The sequence below is a fragment of the Acidovorax sp. FJL06 genome (assembly GCF_003852545.1).
GTDB lineage: Bacteria > Pseudomonadota > Gammaproteobacteria > Burkholderiales > Burkholderiaceae_C > Acidovorax.
Genome location: NZ_QAJR01000018.1, coordinates 83724 through 103523, shown reverse-complemented (window position 1 = coordinate 103523; position 19800 = coordinate 83724). Strand labels below are relative to the sequence as shown.

25 protein-coding genes and 1 pseudogene are annotated in these 19800 nt (G+C 69.5%); 10 read left to right on the top strand and 16 right to left on the bottom strand.

The window, feature by feature from the left end; genetic code table 11:
* The first annotated feature begins 2 nt into the window (after positions 1–2).
* The gene (locus tag DBV10_RS11775; RefSeq protein WP_124513814.1) at positions 3–401 is read left to right on the top strand and encodes a RidA family protein; all 399 of its coding nucleotides are present in this window, start codon (positions 3–5) and stop codon (positions 399–401) included.
* Here DBV10_RS11775 and DBV10_RS11770 read toward each other — a convergent pair.
* Positions 346–1314: an EamA family transporter gene (locus tag DBV10_RS11770; RefSeq protein WP_124513812.1), complete on the bottom strand. Its 969-nt coding sequence runs from the start codon at positions 1312–1314 to the stop codon at positions 346–348. The two genes, DBV10_RS11775 and DBV10_RS11770, sit on opposite strands and share 56 nt — an antisense overlap.
* A 97-nt stretch (positions 1315–1411) precedes the next feature.
* Here DBV10_RS11770 and DBV10_RS11765 point away from each other — a divergent pair, with 97 nt between their 5' ends.
* Positions 1412–1873: an Lrp/AsnC family transcriptional regulator gene (locus tag DBV10_RS11765; RefSeq protein ID WP_124513810.1), complete on the top strand. Its 462-nt coding sequence runs from the start codon at positions 1412–1414 to the stop codon at positions 1871–1873.
* Between the two features lie 27 nt (positions 1874–1900).
* Here DBV10_RS11765 and DBV10_RS11760 read toward each other — a convergent pair whose 3' ends face one another.
* The gene (locus tag DBV10_RS11760; RefSeq protein WP_124513808.1) at positions 1901–3049 is read right to left on the bottom strand and encodes a DJ-1/PfpI family protein; all 1149 of its coding nucleotides are present in this window, start codon (positions 3047–3049) and stop codon (positions 1901–1903) included.
* Positions 3050–3106: 57 nt separating this feature from the next.
* Between DBV10_RS11760 and DBV10_RS11755 the strand changes: the two genes are divergently transcribed.
* Positions 3107–4126 (top strand): GlxA family transcriptional regulator, encoded by a 1020-nt coding sequence (locus DBV10_RS11755; RefSeq protein WP_124513806.1) that lies wholly within the window; start codon positions 3107–3109, stop codon positions 4124–4126.
* A 27-nt stretch (positions 4127–4153) separates the two neighbouring features.
* Here the strand turns inward: DBV10_RS11755 and DBV10_RS11750 are convergent, their stop codons facing one another.
* The 12 genes from DBV10_RS11750 to phnG all read right to left on the bottom strand — a co-directional run bounded on the left by DBV10_RS11750 (position 4154) and on the right by phnG (position 13857).
* Entirely contained in the window at positions 4154–4717 is a 564-nt protein-coding gene (locus DBV10_RS11750; RefSeq protein ID WP_124513804.1) for a phosphonate degradation HD-domain oxygenase, read from the bottom strand.
* Positions 4718–4730: 13 nt separating this feature from the next.
* Positions 4731–5537, bottom strand: coding sequence for a phosphonate ABC transporter, permease protein PhnE (gene phnE / locus DBV10_RS11745; protein ID WP_124513802.1), 807 nt, complete (start codon positions 5535–5537; stop codon positions 4731–4733).
* Between the two features lie 25 nt (positions 5538–5562).
* Positions 5563–6510 (bottom strand): phosphonate ABC transporter substrate-binding protein, encoded by a 948-nt coding sequence (gene phnD / locus DBV10_RS11740; protein ID WP_124513800.1) that lies wholly within the window; start codon positions 6508–6510, stop codon positions 5563–5565.
* 44 nt (positions 6511–6554) lie between these two features.
* Positions 6555–7415, bottom strand: a complete 861-nt coding sequence (gene phnC / locus DBV10_RS11735) for a phosphonate ABC transporter ATP-binding protein (RefSeq protein WP_124513797.1) — start codon at positions 7413–7415, stop codon at positions 6555–6557.
* A 113-nt stretch (positions 7416–7528) separates the two neighbouring features.
* Positions 7529–8686: an alpha-D-ribose 1-methylphosphonate 5-triphosphate diphosphatase gene (locus DBV10_RS11730; RefSeq protein WP_124513795.1), complete on the bottom strand. Its 1158-nt coding sequence runs from the start codon at positions 8684–8686 to the stop codon at positions 7529–7531.
* Positions 8683–9411 carry a phosphonate C-P lyase system protein PhnL gene (phnL, locus tag DBV10_RS11725; protein WP_370451156.1) on the bottom strand — a complete coding sequence of 243 codons (729 nt, stop codon included), beginning with the start codon at positions 9409–9411 and terminating at the stop codon, positions 8683–8685. The genes DBV10_RS11730 and phnL overlap by 4 nt, the downstream gene beginning before the upstream one ends.
* Entirely contained in the window at positions 9408–10199 is a 792-nt protein-coding gene (gene phnK / locus DBV10_RS11720) for a phosphonate C-P lyase system protein PhnK (RefSeq protein WP_124513793.1), read from the bottom strand. Before phnK ends, phnL begins: the two co-directional genes overlap by 4 nt.
* 5 nt (positions 10200–10204) lie before the next feature.
* Complete coding sequence (locus DBV10_RS11715; protein WP_124513791.1) at positions 10205–10663, bottom strand: GNAT family N-acetyltransferase; 459 nt, start codon at positions 10661–10663, stop codon at positions 10205–10207.
* Positions 10660–11574: an alpha-D-ribose 1-methylphosphonate 5-phosphate C-P-lyase PhnJ gene (locus tag DBV10_RS11710; protein WP_124513789.1), complete on the bottom strand. Its 915-nt coding sequence runs from the start codon at positions 11572–11574 to the stop codon at positions 10660–10662. The genes DBV10_RS11715 and DBV10_RS11710 overlap by 4 nt, the downstream gene beginning before the upstream one ends.
* Positions 11571–12686, bottom strand: coding sequence for a carbon-phosphorus lyase complex subunit PhnI (locus DBV10_RS11705; RefSeq protein ID WP_124513787.1), 1116 nt, complete (start codon positions 12684–12686; stop codon positions 11571–11573). Before DBV10_RS11705 ends, DBV10_RS11710 begins: the two co-directional genes overlap by 4 nt.
* A gap of 5 nt (positions 12687–12691) precedes the next feature.
* Entirely contained in the window at positions 12692–13333 is a 642-nt protein-coding gene (gene phnH, locus DBV10_RS11700) for a phosphonate C-P lyase system protein PhnH (protein ID WP_124513785.1), read from the bottom strand.
* Positions 13330–13857, bottom strand: a complete 528-nt coding sequence (gene phnG, locus DBV10_RS11695) for a phosphonate C-P lyase system protein PhnG (RefSeq protein ID WP_124513783.1) — start codon at positions 13855–13857, stop codon at positions 13330–13332. The genes phnH and phnG overlap by 4 nt, the downstream gene beginning before the upstream one ends.
* 75 nt (positions 13858–13932) lie before the next feature.
* Here phnG and phnF point away from each other — a divergent pair, with 75 nt between their 5' ends.
* The 4 genes from phnF to arsC are packed head-to-tail and all read left to right on the top strand — an operon-like array spanning position 13933 to position 16391.
* Complete coding sequence (phnF, locus tag DBV10_RS11690; protein ID WP_124513781.1) at positions 13933–14700, top strand: phosphonate metabolism transcriptional regulator PhnF; 768 nt, start codon at positions 13933–13935, stop codon at positions 14698–14700.
* Positions 14690–15421, top strand: coding sequence for a DUF1045 domain-containing protein (locus DBV10_RS11685; protein WP_124513779.1), 732 nt, complete (start codon positions 14690–14692; stop codon positions 15419–15421). The genes phnF and DBV10_RS11685 overlap by 11 nt, the downstream gene beginning before the upstream one ends.
* Positions 15418–16041: a phosphonate metabolism protein/1,5-bisphosphokinase (PRPP-forming) PhnN gene (gene phnN, locus DBV10_RS11680; protein WP_124513777.1), complete on the top strand. Its 624-nt coding sequence runs from the start codon at positions 15418–15420 to the stop codon at positions 16039–16041. The genes DBV10_RS11685 and phnN overlap by 4 nt, the downstream gene beginning before the upstream one ends.
* On the top strand, positions 16038–16391 hold the full coding sequence (gene arsC, locus DBV10_RS11675; protein ID WP_124513775.1) for an arsenate reductase (glutaredoxin): 354 nt from the start codon (positions 16038–16040) through the stop codon (positions 16389–16391). The genes phnN and arsC overlap by 4 nt, the downstream gene beginning before the upstream one ends.
* On the opposite strand, the gene DBV10_RS11670 is transcribed toward arsC, so the two are convergent.
* Positions 16388–17062 carry a DNA-3-methyladenine glycosylase I gene (locus tag DBV10_RS11670; protein WP_124513773.1) on the bottom strand — a complete coding sequence of 225 codons (675 nt, stop codon included), beginning with the start codon at positions 17060–17062 and terminating at the stop codon, positions 16388–16390. The genes arsC and DBV10_RS11670 overlap by 4 nt on opposite strands.
* 73 nt (positions 17063–17135) lie before the next feature.
* On the opposite strand from DBV10_RS11670, the gene DBV10_RS11665 reads away from it, so the two are divergent.
* Genes DBV10_RS11665 through DBV10_RS11655 form a run of 3 tightly spaced genes read left to right on the top strand, consistent with a single transcriptional unit; the run spans position 17136 to position 19439 of the window.
* Positions 17136–18302: an aminopeptidase gene (locus DBV10_RS11665; RefSeq protein WP_124513771.1), complete on the top strand. Its 1167-nt coding sequence runs from the start codon at positions 17136–17138 to the stop codon at positions 18300–18302.
* A gap of 11 nt (positions 18303–18313) precedes the next feature.
* Entirely contained in the window at positions 18314–18715 is a 402-nt protein-coding gene (locus DBV10_RS11660; RefSeq protein WP_124513769.1) for a polyhydroxyalkanoic acid system family protein, read from the top strand.
* Between the two features lie 16 nt (positions 18716–18731).
* Complete coding sequence (locus tag DBV10_RS11655; protein ID WP_124513767.1) at positions 18732–19439, top strand: nitroreductase; 708 nt, start codon at positions 18732–18734, stop codon at positions 19437–19439.
* A gap of 24 nt (positions 19440–19463) precedes the next feature.
* On the opposite strand, the pseudogene DBV10_RS23105 reads toward DBV10_RS11655, so the two are convergent.
* Positions 19464–19800, bottom strand: a pseudogene (locus tag DBV10_RS23105) (ornithine cyclodeaminase); the annotation flags it as partial.

The window sequence follows — 19800 nt, the reverse complement described above, 5'->3', positions numbered from 1 at the left end:
CGATGAAAAACACCCTTTTGCAACCCGAAGGCTGGGTCACCCCCAAGGGCTACGCCAACGGCATGGCCGCACGCGGCACCATGGTCTTCACCGGCGGCCAGATCGGCTGGAATGCGCAGCAGCAGTTCGAAAGCGACGACTTCATCGCCCAGACCCGGCAGACGCTGCTGAACGTGCGCGCGGTGCTCGAAGCCGGCGGTGCGGGCCCCGAGCACCTGGTGCGGCTGACCTGGTACGTGACCGACCGCAATGAGTACAACAGCCGCCTGAAGGAGCTGGGCGCTGTCTACCGCGAGGTGCTGGGCAAGAACTTTCCGGCCATGGCGTGCGTGCAGGTGGCGGGGCTCATGGAAGAGCGCGCGAAGATCGAGATTGAAGCAACCGCCGTAATCCCGGACTGAACTTTGCGAGCCACCGCTGCAGCGCTTGCCCGTACAGGATGAACGCCAGCGCCGCCCCAATCAACGGCAGCGCGGCAAACACCCAGCCCGTGAGCAGCTCGCCGCCCAGCGCCACGCCCACCAGCAAGGCCACGGCGGGGTTCACGAACGAGTAGCTGCCCGCCAGCGCGGCGGATGTGTTTTGCAGCAACCACAGGTAGGCGTTGAGCGCCACCAGCGTGCCAAACACCAGCAGATAGACCCAGGCCGCCCAGGACTTGGCGCTCACCTGGCCCAGGGCCGACAGCGGCTCGAACCACAGCGCCACCACCAGGCCCATGGCCCCGCCCGCCAGCCACTGCGCCGCCGAGGCCATGGCGGGTGCAGGCAAGGAGAGCTTGCGCGAGGCATACGAGCCAATGCTCCAGCACAGCGGCGCGCCAAAGGCCAGCACGGCCCCCAGCCAGGTGGCCGAGAAGTCGCCCTCCAGCGCCAGCAGCAGCGCGCCCACCACGCCCAGCGCCAGGCCAATCCAGCTGGTAAACGGCACCCGCTCGCCGCCCCAGCGCGACCACAGCGCCAGCCACATGGGCATGGTGGTGACCACCGTGGCCATGAGGCCGGAGCCAATGCCCAGCTTTTGCGCAAAGCCCATCAGGTTCATGGCCAGGAACACCATGCAACCACCCACCACCGCTGAGTTGCGCCACTGCTGCACCGTGGGCAGCGCGTGGCCCTGCCACAACGCCATCAGCAGCATCACGCCCCCGGCGCACAGGAACCGGATGGCGTTCATCAGCAGCGGCGGCATGCTCGTGAGCACGATGCCAATGGCAAAGTAGGTGGTGCCCCAGACCACATAGACCAGCAGCAGGGCCATGGCAACGGCCCAACTCCGCGTGGAATGGGCTTGCGCGTTGAAAATTGCCGGCATATTCTTCACCTGACCGAATAATTTATGGAAACCGCAAGGTTTTCGGAATTTTTACCAAAATCAAGCGGCTATGCAAGCAAATATTCAGACAGACGACATGGATGCCAGAATTATTTCGGCATTGGGTACGGACGGCCGGCGTTCGTACGCCGACGTGGGGGCTGAGGTGGGCCTGTCTACCGCCGCCGTGCACGAGCGGGTGAAGAAGCTGCTGGACAAGGGCGTGATCCGCCGCTTCTCGATCAGCGTGGACCCCGAGCGCGTAGGGCTCAACTTCACCGCCTTCGTGGCCATCCGCAACGATGGCGGCATCCACTGCCGCGACGTGGCGCCGCGCCTGCGCGCCATGCCCCAGGTGGAGGAGCTGCACAGCGTGGCGGGCGAATACGACTTTCTGGCCAAGGTCCGCACCACGCATGCGCGTGCGCTGGAAGACGTGATCTACGAAATCAAGGCCATCGCGGGCGTGGCCCGCACCACCAGCACGGTGGTGCTCAACACGGAGTTTGAAGACCGGCCGCTGGACCTGGGGTGGTTGAACAGCGACAAGGGCGACTGACCACACCAGCGCCTGGGCTGGCGCGCGTCACAGCAGCCCCCCTTGCGCATCCGGGCAAGCCCCCGCAGGGCCTTCGTCGTCATACTCCAGTTGCGTAGCGACCCACCGGCGCGTGGCGGCGCCGTAGCGCTGGCCAATCGCCCGCAGGCTGTGGTCCAGCACACAGGCCGGGCGCACCGCGGCGTCCAGCAAGACCGGGACCGCTGCAGCATCGGGCGGCACGGTCCGCAACACCAGGCCGCTGCGCAGCTGCACGCTGGAGGCGCCGGCATGCACCGCCTGAGCACGGGAGCGGTAGGTGCGCGACCACGCATCCGCCGCCCATGCCAGCGCCACATCGTCGCCCAGCTCGGCCACGGGGATGTCCACGCGCTCATGCCGCCAAAAAAGGACCGTGTTGACCGACAGCGTCCACAGGTGCGCAGCCCCCAGGCCGAACAAGCCACTGCGGTGGGCGTCTCCCCAGGAGGGCAACCCCAGTTCGGCAGCCACCACACGCGCCCGGCCAGCCCCCGCCAACGCCTCCACGATGGCCAGCGAGACCGGCAGGGACGCAGACCCCCCCGTGGTGGTCACGATGGGCCCGTCGGCCACATAGCGCCGACCGGGCACATGGACCGCGCCGGCATGGCGCCGCAGCAAGGTACTGCGGTCATACCAGTGGCCAGTGAACCTGCGCCCGTCGAGCAGCCCTGCCTGGCCCAGCACACGCGCCCCCGCACAGATGCCGACCACCACGGCGCCCTTGGTCGCCTGGGCCCGCAGCCATGCCAGCACCAGCGGGTCGTCGTCGGTGTGCAGGGCGGGCACCACCACAATGTCAGCCCCCTCGGGGTAGGCTGCGTCAAAGGCCGCAAAGCTGCGCGCCACCTCGACCTGCAGCGCGGGCATCAGCACGACCGGCCCGGCGCGCGGAGCCACCGCCTCCACCCGGCCCACCCCGGCCTGCCGCAGCACGGCATGGGGCACCAGGAAGTCGGTGGTTTCGGTGCCTTCGTTCAACGCAAGGACGGCGATCACAGGCACCGCCCCCGCCGCCAGCGCGGGCCGCAGGGCCAGCGCCAGCGGCGCGTCCTCGGGCCGGTCCTGCCCTGTCTCGGCAGGCTGCACCGCCAGCACCGCCACCGCCATCCCGCCCACAGCCAGGGCCACCATCCAACGCCACAATACCGCCACGCTCCACCTCCCAAAACCGTTGCCACCGGCAAAGACCCCAGCTTAGGGACCGCCCAGATGCCACGCCATGCCAAATCCGCCGCAGATCCTGCCAACCCCTCCGGCCCCGGCCCGTCCCGTGATGTGGTCCTGCTGGCCTTTGAGGGGGTGGAAGCCATCGACATTGCAGCGCCTGCCAGCGCGTTCAGCCAGGCATCGCTCCTGGGTGCGGGTGCCTACCGCCTGCACCTGGCCTCGCCGCGCGGCGGCACCGTCGCCACCAGTGCGGGCTTTGCCCTTGCCGACACGGTGCCCATGCACGCCCTGAAAGGCCCCATCGACACACTGATCGTGGCGGGCGGTGAAGAGGCCGCCGTGCGCCACGCCATCTACGAGGACGGCGTGGGGGCCTGGCTGGCCCAGGCCGCGCAGCGCGCACGGCGCGTGGCCAGCGTGTGCACGGGCGCGTTTGCGCTGGCTGCGGCAGGCCTGCTGCAGGGGCGCCAGGTCACCACCCATGCCAATGCCTGCGAGCTGCTGGCCCAGCTCTGCCCGAGAGCGCAGGTGCAGCACGACCGCATCTTTGTGCGCGACGGGGCGCTGTGGACCTCCGCCGGAGTGACCACCGGACTGGACATGGCCCTGGCCCTCATCGAAGAAGACCTGGGCCGGGGCCTGGCCATGCAGATTGCGCGCAACCTGGCCGTCTTCACCGTCCGCACCGGCATCTCCCCGCAACTGAGCCCCGCGCTGCAGGCCCAGGCCGATGCCTCGGTCCGCCTGCGCGAGCTGATGGCCTGGATACAGGGGCATCTCACGCACGACCTGTCGGTGGACACCCTGGCGCAGAGGGTCCACATGCGTCCGCGCAATTTCGCCCGCGCGTTCGCCGCACAGGCCCGCTGCACCCCGGCACGCTTCGTCGCCCAGGCGCGGGCACAACACGCGGCGGCCCTCCTGCGCCAGACCGACTGGCCCCAGGACAAGGTGGCGGCGCGCAGCGGCTTCGGTTCGATGGATGCCATGGCGCGCGCCCTGCGGCAGCACCTGGGCATGGCCCCCGGGCAGTGCCGCGCAGGCGAAGCGCTGGGGGCCTGAACCAGGCACCCCAACGCCGCACAGCCGTCAGTGCGCCGCCAGCAGGCCCTCCCGCTCCCGCGCCAGATCCACGACCAGGGCCATGTAATGGGCGAGCGGCGGCGTCGCCAGGCCTGGCACCTTGGCATGGTCGTCATAGCGGCGCAAGCGGATGGCCTCCTGTGCAAACGGCTGGGCGGCAAACTGCATGGCCTCTTTGGGCGTGAAGGGCCCGCCCTGCAAGGCCAGGCTGTGCTGCGATGCGGGCGAGAGCGTCTCCCAGTACCCCGGCTCCATGGTGCACAGGTAGCGCTTGGCATCCACATGCAGGCGGATGGGTTCTAGCACCGCATCGGGCAGCAGGCCGCGCAGGAACGGAATGGCCAGGTACTGGTGCAGGTCGTCCCGCTCGGTGGCGTCGCCGCCCGGGGCCAGCAAATGCCCCAGGTCATGCAGCAGGGCCGCCACCACCGTGGCCGCCGTTTCGCCGGATTTCTCGGCCCACCGGGCGCATTGCAGCGCATGTTCCAGCTGACTGACCGCCTCGCGCCCATACTGGTGGACACCTCGGGCGGTCAACAGGTGGCCGATGTCTTCAAGGTTCAGTGCCACGGTGCGCCCCTTGTCAGACCAGGGCCTTGCGGATGCGCGCCGACACCAGGTCGATGGCGCTCACCGTGACCACGATGATCAGCATCACCGCACAGGTTTCGGCGTACTGGAAGCCCCGGATGATCTCCCACAGCACCACGCCGATGCCGCCCGCGCCCACCATGCCCACCACCGAGGCCGAGCGCACATTGGCCTCGAAGCGGTACAGCGTGTACGAGATCCACAGCGGCATCACCTGCGGGATCACGCCGTAGATGATTTCGTGCAGCGCACTCGCGCCGGTGGAGCGGATGCCTTCTACGGGCTGCGGGTCGATGGCCTCGACCGCCTCGGAGAACAGCTTGGCCAGCGTGCCCGTGGTGTGGATCCACAGCGCCAGCACGCCGGCAAAAGGCCCCAGGCCCACGGCCACCACAAAGAGCATGGCGAACACCATCTCGTTGATGGCGCGGCAGGCGTCGAGCACGCGGCGCACCGGCTGGTTGACCCACCAGGGCGCGATGTTGGACGAGGCCAGCAGCGCCAGCGGAATGGCCGTGACCACCGCCAGCGCCGTGCCCCACAAGGCGATCTGCAGCGTGACCAGCATCTCCTGCACATAGATGCGCCACTGCGCAAAGTTGGGCGGGAAGAACTCGGCCGCGTACTGAGCCATGTTGCCCGAATCGCGGACGAGGTCGAGGGGGCGCATGTCGGCGCCCTTCCAGGATGCGGCCAGCACCACCAGCAGGATGCCCCAGGAGAGATACCAGGCGAGGCTGCGCTTGGGCGCTGTGGTGCCCGCCAGGGTCGCGAGCGAAGGAGTCAATGCGGAAGACATGGTGGGTACTGGCCGGCTGCGTTGCTTACTTCAGCGACGCCAGCTGCTGGTCGATCTCGGCCAGGCGGGTCTTCTTGTCGGCGTCGGCCAGCGTGGTGTCGCCTTCGATCTTGTTGCGCTTGCCGAACAGGTCGAGCTGACGGATGGGTGTGAGCTGCGCGTTGGTCGAGGGCTTGAAGCCCGAGAGCTTGGAGATCTTCATCACGATCTCCTTCTCGCGCGCATCGGTCTTGGCGTAGTTGTAAAAGAAGTCCTTGATCTTGGCCTTCAGCGGCTCGGGCAGGTCCTTGCGCATCACCAGCGGGTCGAGCGCGATCAGCGGCGAGGTCCAGACGATCTTGATGTCCTTGAACTTCTCGGGCTGGCGTTCCTTGATCTTGTCGAGGTTTTCGCTGTTGTTGGTGGCCACATCGACCTGCTTGTTGGCCACGGCCAGGGCATTGGTCTCGTGGTTGGCGCTGCGCGCAATCTTGAAATGCGTCTTGGCGTCGATCTTGTTCTGGGCAAAGGCGTAGTAGGCCGGCACCAGGAAGCCCGAGGTGGAGTTGGGATCACCGTTGCCGAAGCTCAGCGACTTGCCGTTCTTGAGCACATCGTCCAAGGTGGCCAGCGGGCTGTCCTTGTGCACGATCAGGTGCGAGTAGTAGCCCTGCGTGCCGTCGGCGTTGACCATCTGCGCAAACACTTCGCCATTGGCACGGTCCACCGCCTCCATGGCCGACTTGTTGCCCAGCCAGGCGACCTGCATCTTGTTGAAGCGCATGGCCTCGATGAGACCGGCGTAGTCGGAGGCGAAGAAGGCGTTGATCTTCAGGCCCGTCTGCTTGGCCATGTCGTCCAGCAGGGGCTGCCAGTCTGCCTTGAGGTTCTGCGAGGCTTCGGTCGAAATCATGCCGAAGTTAATGTCCTGGGCCAACGCGCCCGTGGCGAGGCCCAGGCCAAGGGCCAGGGTGGTGCACAGTTTCTTGAACATGGAAAGAACTCCAGAAAGGGTGAAGGAAAAAACTGGGGGGCGCGTCACGCGGCCTGGGCCAGCGCAGGCGCCCACTGGGGCACGGGCGCGGCAGCGGGCGCCGCCACGGGGTGAAGGGGCGGCGCCTCTGCCAGGATCTCGTCAGCCTGCACGCCATACAGCCCCCGCAGCAGGGCGGGCGTGAGGGCCGCCGAAGGGCCGTCGTACACCACCTGCCCGTGGTGCAGGGCCACCACGCGCGGGCAGTACTTGATGGCCACATCCACCTGGTGCAACGACACAATGACGGTGCAGCGGTCCTCGCGATTGATGCGCGCCAGGATGTCCATGACCTTGCGCGAGGATTCGGGATCGAGCGAGGCAATGGGCTCGTCGGCCAGCACCACCTTGGCGCCCTGCACCAGCGTGCGCGCAATGGCCGCGCGCTGCTGCTGCCCGCCCGACAGCGTGGACGCACGCTGCGCATGGCATTCGGCAATGCCCACGCGGCTGAGCGCTTCGAGCGCCAGCGCACGCTCCTGCGGCTTGAACATGCGCAGCCAGCCGCGCCACCAGGGCGTGCGGTGCAGCAGGCCCACCAGCACGTTCATCAGCACGGGCAGGCGGTCCACCAGGTTGAACTGCTGGAACACAAAACCCACCTGCGAACGCACCTTGCGAATATCGCGGTGGATGCGGCCGCCCTGCTGCACGCAGCAGCCGTCCACCTCGATGCGCGAATCGCTCGCCGCATCGGCCACCACCAGGCCCGCCACATGGCGCAGCAGGGTGGACTTGCCCGAGCCCGAGGCGCCGATCAGCGCCACCATCTCGCCGCGCTGCACGGTGAGGTTGATGTCGCGCAGGGCCTGCTTGCCGTTGGCGAAATGCTTGTTCAGTTGGTGGATGTGCAGTGCGGCGGTCATGGCGGCCTCCTGGGGTTAAGTCGTCTAGACAACCGGAGTGTGGTTGTCCCACGTGACAGGGCTTTGACAGTTGAGAGAAGTTTGGGTGTCAGCGTCGGAAAGCGGGCGCGCAGCTACAGCACGCGCTGCCCTTCACGCCAGACACCGCGCACCACGGCCTGCTGCGCGCCGCCGGGCAGATCGACCATGTGCACCTGGACCAGGTCGGCGCGCAGGCCCGGGGCCAGCTCGCCGCGGTCGGCCATGCCTGAGGCGCGTGCCGGGTTGCGCGTGACGGTGGCCACGGCCTCGGGCAGCGTGAGGATGCCGTCGTGCACCAGGCGCATCACGGCGCTCAGCAGGCTGCCGGGCACGTAGTCGGACGAAAGGATGTCCAGAAGACCCTGGCGCGCCAGATCGGACGCCGCCACGTTGCCCGAGTGCGAGCCCCCGCGCACCACGTTGGGCCCGCCCATCACCGTGAGCAGGCCGCGCGCGTGCGCGGCCTGGGCCGCCGCCAGCGTGGTCGGAAACTCCGACATGCCCGCGCCCTCGGCATGGGCCTGCGCCACGTGCGCCACCGTGGTGTCGTCGTGGCTGGCCAGCGCGATGCCGTGCGTGCGGCAGTAGTCCACGAAGTAGGCGCGGTGCGGCTCGGCGTACTGCGCCTGCAGGGTGGCGGCGTGCGCCACCTGGCGCTCGAACTTCTCGGCGCTCCAGCCCTTCTTGCCGGTGTAGTAGGTGCGCGCCTGCCCGATGTCCTCCCACTGGCGCTGGCCGGGGGTGTGGTCCATCAGCGAGATCAGCGACAGGCGCGGGTGGCCGTGGAACGGCTCGAACAGGTCGATGGTGTTGGGCGCGGGCAGCTCGCAGCGCACATGCAGGTGATGGTCGGCGCGCAGCAGGTTGCGCTCGGTGCAGGTGTCGATGGTGTCGAGCACGCGGTTCCAGGCGCTGCCGCGCAGGCTGTCCACATCGGCCTCGCCCACGCCCAGCGCGTCCAGCACGGTGGTGATGCCGGCGGCGGCGATCTCGGCGTCGTGCGCCAGCAGCGCAGGCATCTCGGCCCATTGCACCTTGGGGCGCGGCATCAGGTGGCGCTCGAAGTTGTCGGTGTGCACCTCCACCAGGCCGGGCAGCAGGTAGTCGCCGCCCAGGTCGATGCCCTGCAGCGCGGCCGTGCCGCCCGAGGCCAAGGAGTCGATGCGCCCGTCCCGCACCGACAGCGAGCCCTGCACCACCTCGCCGGGCAGCACCATGCGGGCGTTGTGAAACACCGCCGCCGCGCTCATGCGGCCACCCTGCGGAAGTCCGCCACGTTCACGCGGCGCGTGGCCACGGCAGCGCCCACGTGCGCGTCGTGGAAGATGCCGACCAGCGCGGCGCCACGCGCCACGGCCTCGCGGACCATGGCGATCACCGTGCCGGTGTTGGCGGCGTCGAGCGATGCGGTGGGCTCGTCGAGCAGCAAGAGGGGCTTGGGCTTGATCATGTTGCGGGCGATGTTGATGCGCTGCTGCTCCCCGCCCGAGAAGGTGGCGGGCGGCAGGTGCCACAGGCGTTCGGGAATGCGCAGGCGGGTGAGCCACTGGCGGGCGGTTTCGCGTGCGGCTTCCAGTGCATGGGCGTCGTCGCCCGCGTCTTCGGCCAGGGGTTCGGCCACCACGTCGAGCGCGCCCACGCGGGGGATCACGCGCAGGAACTGGCTCACGTAGCCCACGGTGTCGCGGCGCAGCTGCACCAGCTCGCGCGGGGTGGCCCGGGTCACGTCCACGGCGGGGCCGCCGGCCGGCTGCACCGTGATGCGGCCCGCGTTGGCGCGGTAGTTGGCGTAGATCAGCTTGAGCAGCGTGCTCTTGCCCATGCCCGAGGGGCCGTCAAGCACCACACATTCGCCGGGGCCGACGGAAAGGTCCACATTGCCGAGCACGGGCAGCTCGATGCCGTTCTGGTGGTGCAGGGTGAAGCGCTTGGCCACGCCCTGGAGTTCGAGGATAGGTGCGTGCGTGTTCATCATGGTTGCAGTACCGAGGAAACGAGGAGCTGGGTGTAGGGGTGCTGCGGGTCGTCGAGCACCTGGTCGGTGAGGCCCGACTCGACCACGCGGCCGCGCTGCATCACCACCATGCGGTGGGCCAGCAGGCGGGCCACGGCCAGGTCGTGCGTGACGACGATGGCGGCCAGCTGCATCTGCCGCGTGAGCTGGCGCAGCAGGTCCAACAGGCGCGCCTGCACCGACACGTCGAGGCCCGAGGTGGGCTCGTCCATGAACACCAGGCGCGGCTGGGTGACCAGGTTGCGCGCGATCTGCAGGCGCTGGCGCATGCCGCCGGAGAAGGCGCGCGGCGCGTCGTCGATGCGGCCGGCATCGATCTCCACGCGCTGCAGCCATTCAGTGGCGGTGGCGCGCAGGCGGCCGTAGTGGCGCTCGCCCAGGCCCATGAGGCGCTCGCCCACATTGGCGCCGGCCGACACGTCCATGCGCAGGCCGTCGGCCGCGTTCTGGTGCACGAAGCCCCAGTCGGTGCGCGCCAGCAGGCGCTGCTGCGCCTCGCTCATGGCCAGCACGTCCTGCAGGCTGCCATCGCGGCCCTGGAAGTGCACGCTGCCCGCGTCGGGCCGGCTGCGCGCGGCCACGGCGTTGAGCAGGGTGGACTTGCCCGAGCCGGACTCGCCGACCACGGCCAGCACCTCGCCGGGCCACAGGTCGAACGAGGCATCCTGCAGCGCGACGCGCTGGCCATAGCGCTTGCCGATGCCGCGCACGCTGAGCAGGGGGGTAGGGGAAGAAAGGGTGGCGTCCATGGCGATCAAGGTTCGATGGAAAAGCTCAGGCCGTGCTGCGCTAAGCCCAGGGATTCGTAGAAGGCATGCGCATCGGTGCGCTTGCGGTGGGACGAGAGCGCCAGCTTGTAGCAACCCGCCTCGCGCGCCTGCTGCGCGGCGTGGGCCATCATCTGGCGGCCAATGCCCTGGCCCTTGCGGTCGGCGGCCACTACCACGTCTTCGACGATGGCCGAAGGCGCCCCCCGGTGGGCCAGGTTGTGCATGACCAGCAGGGTGTAGGTGCCGACCACCTCGGCACCAGACCCGGTGCTCTCGCAGGCCACCCACAGCCGGTAGCTCGGGTAGGCGCGGAACTGCGCCAGCACGGCGCGCGCCTCGTCCAGCGTGAGCACGTGCTCGGGGCTGTCCTCGATGCCCTGGTACAGGGCCAGCACCTCCTCGAGATCGGCCTCGGTGGCCTCGCGCAGAACCACCGTGCTCATGCGCCCTCCCCAGCCACCGGGGCCTGCGCCGAAGCCTGGCGCTCCTGGCAGTAGTCGGAGTCGGAGCACACGTGCATGCGCGTGCCCTGGTCGTCGGTGATGACCTCGTCGAGGAAACTGTCCGTGGCGCCGCACAGCGCGCAGGCGCAGTCCCAGCGCTGCACCTCGAAGGGGTGGTCCTCGAAGCCCAGGCTTTCCACCGGCGTGTAGGGCGGCACGGCGTAGATGCGTTTTTCGCGGCCCGCGCCGAAGAGCTGCAGCGCGGGGTTCATGTGCATCTTGGGGTTGTCGAACTTGGGGATGGGCGACGGCGCCATCACGTAGCGGCCGTTGACCAGCACCGGGTAGTCGTAGGTGGTGGCGATGTGGCCGTAGCGCGCGATGTCTTCGTAGAGCTTGACATGCATGAGCCCGTACTCGGCCAGGCCGTGCAGGGTGCGTGTCTCGGTCTCGCGCGGCTCCAGGCGCTGCATGGGCTCGGGCACCGGCACCTGGTAGACGAGGACCTGGCCCTCGGCCAGCGGGGTCTCGGGGATGCGGTGGCGCGTCTGGATCAGCGTGGCCTCGGTGGTGCGCGTGGTGGTGGCCACGCCCGTGGTGCGCTCGAAGAAGCGGCGGATGTTGACCGCGTTGACCGTGTCGTCCGAGCCCTGGTCGATGACCTTGAGGCAGTCGTCCGGCCCGATGATGGCCGCCGTGACCTGGATGCCGCCCGTGCCCCAGCCATAGGGCAGCGGCATCTCGCGCGAACCGAAGGGCACCTGGTAGCCCGGGATGGCCACGGCCTTGAGGAGGGCCCGGCGGATCATGCGCTTGGTGCGCTCGTCCAGGTAGGCGAAGTTGAAATGGCCGTCGATGGGGGCGGCATCGGCGGGCAGGCCCATCAGCGCGGGCTCGTGGGGCGCGTTCATGCGTCGTCTCCCAGGGTGGTTTCTTCGGAGGGGTTGGCCGCCGCAGTGGCGCGCATGCGGCGCACCAGCTCCAGCTCGGACTGGAAGTCCACGTAGTGCGGCAGCTTCAGGTGCTGCACGAAGCCCGAGGCTTCCAGGCTGTCACTGTGCGAGAGCACGAACTCCTGCATCTGCGCGGGCGACTCCACCGGCTCACCCAGCTCGTCGGCGCGCAGGGCGCGGTCCACCAGGCTCATGGCCATGGCCTTGCGCTCGCTGTGGCCGAAGGCCAGGCCGTAGCCGCGCGTGAACTGCGGCGGCTGGAGCTTGCTGCCCGCGAACTGGTTGACCATCTCGCACTCGGTGATTTCCATGTCGCCGATGGAGATGGCAAAACCCAGTTCCTCGGGCACGACCTCCACCGCCACCGTGCCCAGGCGCAGCTCGCCCACGAAGGGGTGCGAGTGCGCATAGCCGCGCTGCGTGGAATACGCCATGGCCAGCAGAAAGCCCTCGTCGCCGCGTGCCAGGTTCTGCAGGCGCGTGGCCCGGTGGGCCGGAAAGCGCAGCGGCTCGCGCGTGAGGTCGGCCGGGGCCGGGTCGCCCGGGGGCACGGGGCGGGTCTCGATCAGCCCCTCCTGGTTGAGCAGGTCGACCACGCGCGGCGTGGTCGCCGGTGCATCGGCCAGCGGCGCGGCAACGGCCGCTGCAGCCGGTGCATCGCCCTGGGCCAGCAGCGTGAAGTCGAGCAGGCGCTGGGTGTAGTCGTAGGTGGGGCCGAGCACCTGGCCGCCGGGCAGGTCCTTGAAGGTGGCCGAGATGCGCCGGGTGAGCGCCATGCGCGCGGTGTCCAGCGGCAAGGTGGTGCCCAGGCGCGGCAAGGTGGCGCGGTAGGCGCGCAGCAGGAAGATGGCTTCGACCAGGTCGCCCGCCGCCTGCTTGATGGCCAGGGCCGCGAGCTCGGGGTCGTAGACCGAGCCTTCGGTCATCACGCGGTCCACGGCCAGCTTGAGCTGCGCGCGGATCTGGGCCACGGACAGCTCGGCCTGCGCCGTGTCGCCCCGGCGCTGCTCGGCCAGCAGGCGGTAGCTGTTGAGGATGGCGGTTTCCCCGCCCTTGACGGCAACGTACATGCGGCTCAGGCCTCCACAGTGGATGGTGATTCGATGCGGGTGGTGCGCGGCAGGCCGGCGATGTGCGTGGCCGTGGCCAGCACCACGTCCACCCCACGCGGGAACGCGCCGTGGTTGTCGGCCCACTGCGCGGCGAAGTCGCCCGGCAGACCCACCACGTGCAGGTGCTGCGCAGTGCGAATGCCGGGGCCGGTGAGGCGCCAGGCATCTGCGCCATCGGCAGCCGGTGCCATCACGGCCACATCGACCACGCAGGTGGCGGACTGGTCGGGGTACTCGTCGCTGCCGCGCTGCAGGCTGGCCAGCGGGGGCATCGCATCGCCCGCAGCCACCCAGGCAAAACGGGCCTGCCCGGGGGCGTCCACCAGCACGCAGCCGGTGTGAAAGCGCAGCCAGGTGCCAGCCTGGCTGGCAGCGAGCGTGGGCGAGAGCCACAGCGTGCATTCGCTGTCGAGCAGGGCCAGCAGCACGGCGGCCGATGCGGCGTGCCCGGTGGCAGGCACCTCGGCATCGTGCTCCAGCGCCACCGGGTCGCCAGGCTGGGACAGCGCCTTGAGCACCGCGCGGAACACAGCCTGGCTGCCCAGGGCCTCGTTGGAAAAGCCCGCACCCAGTGCGGACAGGGAGGTCGTCGGGGTGGTGCTCATTCCTGCTCCTCCTCGCCGCCGTCGTCGTTGATGCTGCCGCTCTCGCGGGCCACCGTGAAGAAGTCCACCCGCGTGCTGGCCGCCCGGGCCTGGCGCTCGGACTGCGCCTGGGCCAGGTGGCGGCGGATGGGGTCGAGCAGGCTGGCGTCGAGCGCGGCCTGGTGCGCAGGGTCCTGCAGCAGCGCATCGGCCAGGGCCGCCAGCTGCACCTGGCGGTGCGAGCGGCCGAGCACGTAGGCCACGCCCACGGTGGGTTCACCACCCTCGGCGGCATCCGCATCCACGCGCAGTGCGCAGCGGGTGACCGTGACCTCGCCCAGGTTGAAACGCTCGCCGGTGCCGCCGGCGCGGCCCTGCACCATCATCAGCCCGGTTTCGGGGGCACGCAGCCAGCGGGCGGGCAGCGCGGCATGGCCGTGCAGCGCAGGCTCCAGGATGTCGATGGGCGCGCGGGCCAGCAGCGCCATCCAGTGCGCCCGCGCCTGCGGGCGGCCCGGGCCGGGGTTGTCAAAGGCTTGAAACATGGAGGTGGTACTCTTGAAGTTGTATAGACAAATTAAACAACTGGCGCCAGCTTAGACAGCGCGCATGTAGGTTTCATGACAGCCACCACCAGCACCCAAGTTCTTGCCCACCCCGCTCCTGCCGCACGCCCGGCACGCGACAGCTTCTGGACCCGCATTGCCGCCGAACTGGCCGAGGCCATCGGCAGCGGCATCTACCCCCCGGGCCAGCGCCTGCCCTCGGAACATGCCTTGGCCGAGCAGTTCGGGGTGAACCGCCACACCATCCGCCGCTCGCTGGCCAGCCTGTGCAGCCAGGGGCTGGTGCGCATCACCCAGGGCAGCGGCACCTACGTGGAGGACTTCGCGGTGGACCTGGCCCTGGGCAAGCGCGTGCGCCACCAGCAGGGCCTGGCCCAGGCCGGCCTGCGCGGCAGCCTGGTGGTGCTGCAGGCGCAGACGGTGCGCGCCACGGCCGCCCTGGCCAAGGCACTGCAGGTGCCGGCCCGCAGCCCGCTGCTGCAATTGCGCGTGATCGGCCAGGCCGAGGGCCAGCCGCTGCACGTGAGCGAGCGCTACTTTCCCCTGCCCCGCTTCGAAGGCCTGGCCGCCGTGGTCCGCGAAACCGGCTCCATCACGGCGGGCTTCAGCTCGCGCGGCGTGGCCGACTACACCCGGCGCGAGAGCCGCATCACCGCCGAGCTGCCCGATACCGCCGTGGCCGCCGAGCTGCGCCAGCCCGCCACGCGCCCCGTGCTGCTGGTGGAAAGCCTGAATGTCGACCTGGCCGGCACGCCCATCGAATGGGCGCGCGCCTGGTTCGCGGGCGACCGCGTCAAACTCACCATCAGCCATGACGAATGACACCCCCTCCCCCACCGCGGCCCACCGCTACGCGGTGTATTTCGCGCCCCATCCCGGCACCCTGGCCTGGCTGGCCGGCAGCCACTGGCTGGGCCGCTGCGCCGCGCTGCTGCAGCCCCTGCAGCAGCTGGACATCCACGGCGTGGCCCGGGAAGACCTCGAACGCCTGACCGCGGCCCCGCGCCGCTATGGCTGGCACGCCACGCTCAAGGCCCCGTTCGCGCTGGCCCCGGGCGTGGACTGGCTCACGCTGCAGCATGCGGTGCAGACGCTGGCCGGCAGCCTGCACCCCTTCGACATGCCGCCGATGCAGGTCGAGCGCATCGACGACTTCCTCGCGCTGGTGCCCATGGCCGGGCACGCGGCGAACAGCGACCTCCAGGCCGTGGCCGCTGCCTGCGCCACCCAGCTGCAGCCCCTGGCCGCGCCCTTGTCCGCACAGGCACTGGCCCGCCGGCGCGCCGCCGGGCTCACGCCCCGGCAGGACGAGCTGCTGCAGCAGTGGGGCTATCCGTTCGTGCAGGAGGAGTTCCGCTTTCACCTGTCGCTGACCGGCCCGCTCGCGGGTGCCGATGCGGACACCGTGGCGCTGGTGCTCGATGCGGCCGAACAGTTCTTTGCCGACCTGCCACCGCTGCGCTTCAACAGTCTGGCCCTGTTCGCCGAACCCACGCCGGGCGCCGACTTCGTGCTGCTCGACCACCTGGAGCTGGGCGCATGAGCAGCACCGCGAAGTTGCTGTACTTCATGGGCCCCTCGGGCGCTGGCAAGGACAGTCTGCTCGACTGGCTGCGCCAGCACCTGCCCGCCGGGTTGCCCGTGCAGTGGGCGCGCCGCACCATCAGCCGCCCGGCTGTGCCCGGCGGCGAGGCGCATGAAAGCACCACACCTGACGCCCACGCCGCGCTGCGCGCCGCCGATGCCTTTGCGCTGCACTGGGAGGCCAACGGCCTGGCCTATGGCGTGCGCCATGGCGAGCTGGCGCCGCTGGCCCAGGGCCGCTGGCTGCTGGTCAACGGCTCCCGCGCCTACCTGCCCGAGGCGCTCGCGCGCTACCCGGCCCTGGTGGCCGTGCACATCACGGCCAGCCCCGAGGTGCTGCGCCAGCGCCTGCTGTCACGCGGCCGGGAAAGCGCCGAGCAGGTGGTGCAGCGCGTGCAGCGCGCGCTGCGGTTCCAGGCGCCACCGGGCACGGCCAGCATCGAGGTGCACAACGATGGCACGCTGGACAACGCAGGCCACGCGCTGCTGCAGGCCCTGTCGCAACTGCCCGGCTGGCCCGGTGCCAGTGGCACACTGGCGGCCCTGCGCCCGCACACATTCCACCCGCCCCTGCCATGAAATCCATCGCCACGATCTATCACAACCCGAAATGCAGCACCTCGCGCAACACGCTCGCTTTGCTCCGTGAGCGCGGCCTGGAACCCGAGGTCATCGAATACCTGGTAACGCCGCCCGACCGCGCCACGCTAGCGCGCCTGGTGGCCGACAGCGGTCAGCCCGCCACCGACTTCCTTCGCAGCAAGGACACGCTGTGCGCTGAACTCGGCCTGGAGGCCCCCGGCGTGACCGATGCGCAGCGACTGGACGCCGTGGCAGCGCATCCGCAGCTGCTGCAACGCCCCATCGTCATCACCCCGCGCGGCGTGCGCGTGTGCCGGCCGATGGAGCGGGTGCTGGAAATTCTTTAGGCCAGCGGCGGCGTGAACGCGGCCCGCGCCTGCAAGGCCTGCGCGCGCGCATGGCAGCCTTCGAGGTGGTCATTCACCAGCCCCATGGCCTGCATGAAGGCATAGACCGTCGTGGGCCCGACAAAGCTCCAGCCGCGCTTTTTCAGGTCCTTGGACATGGCGGTGGACGCGGGCGAGGTGGACAGCGTGCGCGCCACCTCGCGGGTGAGGCGCTCGGGCCGGTCGGCGGCTGCGGGCTCGTAACGCCACACGTAGTGCGCCAGCGAGCCGAACTCGCGGCGCAGCTCCAGCACGCGGCGCGCGTTGTTGATGGTGGAAACGATCTTGCCCCGGTGGCGCACGATGGCCGCATCCTGCACCAGGCGCTCGATGTCGGCCTCGCCATAGGCCGCGACCTTCTCGGCGTCGAAGTGGTCGAACGCCGCGCGAAATCCCTCGCGCTTGTTCAGGATGGTGAGCCAGCTCAGGCCCGACTGGAAACCCTCCAGGCACAGCTTCTCAAACAAGCGCCGGTCATCCGCCACGGGAAAGCCCCATTCGTGGTCGTGGTAGTGGCGGTACAGCGGCGTGGCCTGGCACCAAGTGCAGCGCGGGCAGCCGGCCTCGTCGGCAAACAGGCCTGCAGGCAGGCCAGGCAGCTCGGGGGGAGTTTCAGCGGTCATGCGCTGCATTCTAGAAACCACGGCAGCCAGCCAGCTGACAACCCTCCGCACGCCTTGCACGGTCTGCCCATAAACTGCCGGCATGCGCCAGCTTCTCCCCGGCCTGCGGGCCCTGTCTCCATTGATGTTCAGCCTGGCCCTGGCGGGCTGCGCCAGCACCACCGGCCCCGGCAGCGCACTGGGCTATTACTGGCAATCGGTGCGCGGCCACATGCAGCTCATGCAGGCGGCCGAACCCATCGACCGCTGGATCGCGCGCCTCGACATCCCTCCCGCGCTGCGCGAGCGCCTGCAACTGGCGCAAAAGGCGCGCGCCTTTGCTGTGGCGGAGCTGGGCCTGCCCGACAACGCCAGCTACAAACGCTATGCCGACCTGAAGCGACCGGCCGCGGTGTGGAACGTGGTGGCAGCGCCGCCCTATGCGCTCACGCTGCACACCTGGTGCTTACCGGTGACGGGCTGCATCGGCTACCGGGGCTATTTCACGCAGGCCGACGCGCAGGCCGAGGCCGACCAGCTGGCGGCCCAGGGGCTGGAGGTGGAGGTCTATGGCGTGCCCGCCTACTCCACGCTGGGCTACATGAACTGGGCGGGGGGAGACCCGCTGCTCTCCACCTTCATCGGCTGGCCCGAGGGCGAGTTTGTGCGCCTGCTGTTCCATGAGCTGGCGCACCAGGTGGTGTATGCGCAGGGCGATACGCTGTTCAACGAATCGTTTGCCACGGCCGTGGAGCGCATCGGCAGCGCGCTGTGGCTGGCCCAGCAATCCACTCCCCAGGCGCGCGACGCCTTTGCGACCAGCGAGGCGCGGCGCAGTGCCTTCCGTGCGCTGACGCGCGCCACGCGTGCCAGGCTGGCAGAAATCTATGAACAAAAAGAGGCTGCAGGGCTGGATGAGCAAGCGCTATCAGCTATGAAATTGGAAGCAATGCAGGCTTTTCGCGCGGGCTATGCCACCCTGCGCGCGCGGTGGCTGAACGCCCCGGCCGGCGCAGCCCCCGGGGCCACCACGGCCCAGGTGGCTGGCTATGACCGCTGGGTGGCCCAGGCCAACAACGCCAGCTTTGCAGCCCAGGCCGCCTACGACGAGCTGGTGCCTGCGTTTGAAGCGCTGTTCGAGCACAGTGGCCGCGACTGGCCCCGGTTTTATGATGCCGTGCGGCAACTGACGCAGCAGCCATTGCCCGCGCGCCATGAGGCCCTGCGCGCATGGCTGCCCCCGCCGCCGCCCCCACAAGAACCGTCCTAAGGAGACACCCCATGCCTGACATCCACATCCACCGCGACCACCACCTGGGCTTCAAGGAAGCCCGCAAGGTGGCGTTCACCTGGGCCGAGAAGGCCGAGGAAAAGTTCGACATGGAATGCGTCTACGAAGAGGGCGAGACGGAGGACCTGCTGACCTTCACCCGCACGGGCGTCAAGGGCACGCTGCTGGTGGATGCGCACCAGTTCGAGATGAAGGCCCAGCTGGGCTTTTTGCTGGGCGCCTTCAAGGACCGCATCGAGGCCGAGATCAGCGAACAGCTCGATGCCCTGCTCAACGCCCCCCACCCGGCGGGCAAGAAAACGGCTGCCGATAAAAAGCACCCCGCGGCGGACGCCAAGGCTGCCGCCAAAACGGCCGCCAAACCAGCAGCGGCCAAGGCCAAAAAAACCTGACCCTTCAGGCCGCCCCATGACCTCCGCCGCCCGCTCCGAAGCCCCTGCCAGCGCGCAGGCTTTCGACACCCTCTCCACGCTGCTCCACACCCGCTACAGCTGCCGCGCGTTTCGGCCCACGCCCCTGCCCCGCGCCACCATCGAACAGGTGCTGGCCACCGCGCAGCGCACGGCCTCGTGGTGCAACGCGCAGCCCTGGCAAGTGCACATCGCCAGCGGCGGCACGCTGGAGCGCCTGCGTGCCGCGTTTGCCGCAGCAGCCCCCACCGCCCCCACCACCCCCGACCTACCCTGGCCGCGCGAGTACCGCGGCGTGTACCAGGAGCGGCGGCGCGAATGCGGCTGGGGCCTGTACGAGGCCCTGGGCATCGCCAAGGGTGACCGCGAGGCCTCGGCGCGCCAGGCGGCGCAGAACTTCACGATGTTTGGCGCGCCCCATGTGGCCATCGTCACCAGCGACGAGGCGCTGGGCGTGTATGGCGCGGTGGACTGCGGCGCCTATGTGGGCAACTTCATGCTCGCCGCGCACAGCCTGGGCCTGGGCTCCATTGCACAGGCCGCGCTCGCGTCCTACCCCGGCGTGCTGCGCGAGGTGCTGGGCATTGGCGCAGACCGCAGCATCGTTTGCGGCATCTCGTTTGGGATGGCGGACCCAGACCACCCGGCCAACCATTTCCGCACCACGCGCGCCGACCCGGCGGCCAGCGTGGTGTGGCGGGATTGACCCACCCACCCGGGATCAGGCCGATCAGGCCGCCGCGCGCAGCAGCGGGTTGCGTGTACGCAGCACCCCGAACAGGTTCTTCGGGTCGGGCAGCGCGGGAATGAGCTCCATCGGCTGGCCCATGCCCAGCGCGGTGGCCGCATCGCGCAGGAAGCGCAGCGCAGAAAAGTCCTCCAGCGCAAAGCCCACGGAGTCGAAGACGGTGACTGCCGCATCGCCGCTGCGGCCGGCGCGCTGGCCGGTCAGCACCTCCCACAGCTCGGTCACCGCAAAGTCGGCGGGCAGCTGCTGGATGTCGCCTTCGATGCGCGTCTGGGGCGCGTACTCCACGAACACCTCAGCACGGCGCAGCACGTCGGCA

Excerpts from the sequence above, each read along its gene's own strand:
- DBV10_RS11775 (WP_124513814.1), top strand. The coding sequence starts at position 3 with ATGAAAAACACCCTTTTGCAACCCGAAGGCTGGGTCACCCCCAAGGGC.
- DBV10_RS11770 (WP_124513812.1), bottom strand. The coding sequence starts at position 1,314 with ATGCCGGCAATTTTCAACGCGCAAGCCCATTCCACGCGGAGTTGGGCC.
- DBV10_RS11765 (WP_124513810.1), top strand. The coding sequence starts at position 1,412 with ATGGATGCCAGAATTATTTCGGCATTGGGTACGGACGGCCGGCGTTCG.
- DBV10_RS11755 (WP_124513806.1), top strand. The coding sequence starts at position 3,107 with ATGCCACGCCATGCCAAATCCGCCGCAGATCCTGCCAACCCCTCCGGC.
- phnE (WP_124513802.1), bottom strand. The coding sequence starts at position 5,537 with ATGTCTTCCGCATTGACTCCTTCGCTCGCGACCCTGGCGGGCACCACA.
- phnD (WP_124513800.1), bottom strand. The coding sequence starts at position 6,510 with ATGTTCAAGAAACTGTGCACCACCCTGGCCCTTGGCCTGGGCCTCGCC.
- phnC (WP_124513797.1), bottom strand. The coding sequence starts at position 7,415 with ATGACCGCCGCACTGCACATCCACCAACTGAACAAGCATTTCGCCAAC.
- DBV10_RS11730 (WP_124513795.1), bottom strand. The coding sequence starts at position 8,686 with ATGAGCGCGGCGGCGGTGTTTCACAACGCCCGCATGGTGCTGCCCGGC.
- phnL (WP_370451156.1), bottom strand. The coding sequence starts at position 9,411 with ATGATGAACACGCACGCACCTATCCTCGAACTCCAGGGCGTGGCCAAG.
- phnK (WP_124513793.1), bottom strand. The coding sequence starts at position 10,199 with ATGGACGCCACCCTTTCTTCCCCTACCCCCCTGCTCAGCGTGCGCGGC.
- DBV10_RS11715 (WP_124513791.1), bottom strand. The coding sequence starts at position 10,663 with ATGAGCACGGTGGTTCTGCGCGAGGCCACCGAGGCCGATCTCGAGGAG.
- DBV10_RS11710 (WP_124513789.1), bottom strand. The coding sequence starts at position 11,574 with ATGAACGCGCCCCACGAGCCCGCGCTGATGGGCCTGCCCGCCGATGCC.
- DBV10_RS11705 (WP_124513787.1), bottom strand. The coding sequence starts at position 12,686 with ATGTACGTTGCCGTCAAGGGCGGGGAAACCGCCATCCTCAACAGCTAC.
- phnH (WP_124513785.1), bottom strand. The coding sequence starts at position 13,333 with ATGAGCACCACCCCGACGACCTCCCTGTCCGCACTGGGTGCGGGCTTT.
- phnG (WP_124513783.1), bottom strand. The coding sequence starts at position 13,857 with ATGTTTCAAGCCTTTGACAACCCCGGCCCGGGCCGCCCGCAGGCGCGG.
- phnF (WP_124513781.1), top strand. The coding sequence starts at position 13,933 with ATGACAGCCACCACCAGCACCCAAGTTCTTGCCCACCCCGCTCCTGCC.
- DBV10_RS11685 (WP_124513779.1), top strand. The coding sequence starts at position 14,690 with ATGACGAATGACACCCCCTCCCCCACCGCGGCCCACCGCTACGCGGTG.
- phnN (WP_124513777.1), top strand. The coding sequence starts at position 15,418 with ATGAGCAGCACCGCGAAGTTGCTGTACTTCATGGGCCCCTCGGGCGCT.
- arsC (WP_124513775.1), top strand. The coding sequence starts at position 16,038 with ATGAAATCCATCGCCACGATCTATCACAACCCGAAATGCAGCACCTCG.
- DBV10_RS11670 (WP_124513773.1), bottom strand. The coding sequence starts at position 17,062 with ATGCAGCGCATGACCGCTGAAACTCCCCCCGAGCTGCCTGGCCTGCCT.
- DBV10_RS11665 (WP_124513771.1), top strand. The coding sequence starts at position 17,136 with ATGCGCCAGCTTCTCCCCGGCCTGCGGGCCCTGTCTCCATTGATGTTC.
- DBV10_RS11660 (WP_124513769.1), top strand. The coding sequence starts at position 18,314 with ATGCCTGACATCCACATCCACCGCGACCACCACCTGGGCTTCAAGGAA.
- DBV10_RS11655 (WP_124513767.1), top strand. The coding sequence starts at position 18,732 with ATGACCTCCGCCGCCCGCTCCGAAGCCCCTGCCAGCGCGCAGGCTTTC.